The sequence below is a fragment of the Streptomyces sp. NPDC005070 genome (assembly GCF_053600395.1).
Map to the genome: position 1 here is coordinate 1 of NZ_JBSFZS010000564.1, position 1,162 is coordinate 1,162.

Here is a 1,162-nt window from a genome sequence, read left to right on the forward strand (position 1 = left end):
GTGCCGGGCGTGGACGACGGCCCGGAGCCCGCGGCTCCAGGGTTCCGTGATCGCAGCGGGTCTGATGTCCACTGTGCCGACGTCGGTGAGCGGGTGCTTCGACCAGAGTCCTACGGTGCCCGCCACCGCGCGGTACGGGTAGCGCGGCGCGAGGGTCCTTTCGTAGACCGGCAGCGCCGCGGGCAGCAGTTCCTCCAGGGCGATGAGGTCGGGCTCGGCGTCGGCCAGGGAGCGGGCCGTGCCCGCGGGGTCGGTGTTCTCGTCGCCGGCGTTGTGCTGCACCACGACCAGGTCGTGCGCACCGGGCTTCGCCTCGGGCAGCAGCAGCCCGCCGAAGAGGTGGGTCCAGGCGGCCACCGGCAGGAGAAGGGCCAGGAGGGCGAGCAACGAGCGGCGCAGCAGCGCCAGGACGAGCAGCACCACGATCACCAGCCCGGACCAGGGCAGGAACGACTCCAGCAGACTGCCCAGGTGTCCGGGGGAGTCCGGAACAGCCCCGTGGAAGGCCGACAGGGTTGCAGTCAGAACCGCCGACGCGGCGAGCACCCGCCCTCGCGTCCACGACGCCTGGACCCGCTCCCACGTCCACGACAACCGGCTCCTCGCGGCCCCGCGCCCAGGCCGTCTCCGGCCTGCCTTCCGCTCCTCCGCCGCTTCCTCCGCCGTCGCACCACCGGCTCGCTCTCCCATGGATCTCCGTCCCTTGCCGTGTTCCTTTCCCCTTCAGGACGAGCCGCCTGGGGGTTCGGGTTCTGCTGTCAGCCGGAGGGTTGGGTCGTCGTGGCGTTGTCCTGCGGTGGGAAGCCGCCCCACTGGGGGGAGGGGGACGGCGCTGGTGTGGTGATGGGTTGCCCCTTGGACCAGTCGCGGTACTTCACGGAGAAGGGGTCGGAGGAGTAGTGGGACAGGTAGTCCGAGTCGTCGTGGTGGAAGGGGACGGTCATCTCCATGGACACCGGCTGGTAGTTGCTGCCGGTGACGATGGTGAAGCTCAGTTCCTTGCCCGGGCCTGCATTGGCATAGGGGCGGTAGAAGAAGGCTCCGGTCGGGTCGGATGCCAGGGTCGCGAGGGAGACCCGGCCGGTCGAAGCCGAAGCGGTGAATCTTGCGGTAGGCGGCGACGCGTTCGCCGGCGGGGGAGTAGACGAGGGAGGTGGTGTAG

2 pseudogenes are annotated in these 1,162 nt (G+C 70.5%); both read right to left on the reverse strand.

Annotation, left to right across the window (positions count from 1 at the left end):
* Window positions 1-546 (reverse strand): annotated as a pseudogene (locus ACWEBX_RS41180) (endonuclease/exonuclease/phosphatase family protein); the annotation flags it as partial.
* Between the two features lie 534 nt (window positions 547-1,080).
* Window positions 1,081-1,162 (reverse strand): annotated as a pseudogene (locus ACWEBX_RS41185) (carbon-nitrogen family hydrolase); the annotation flags it as partial.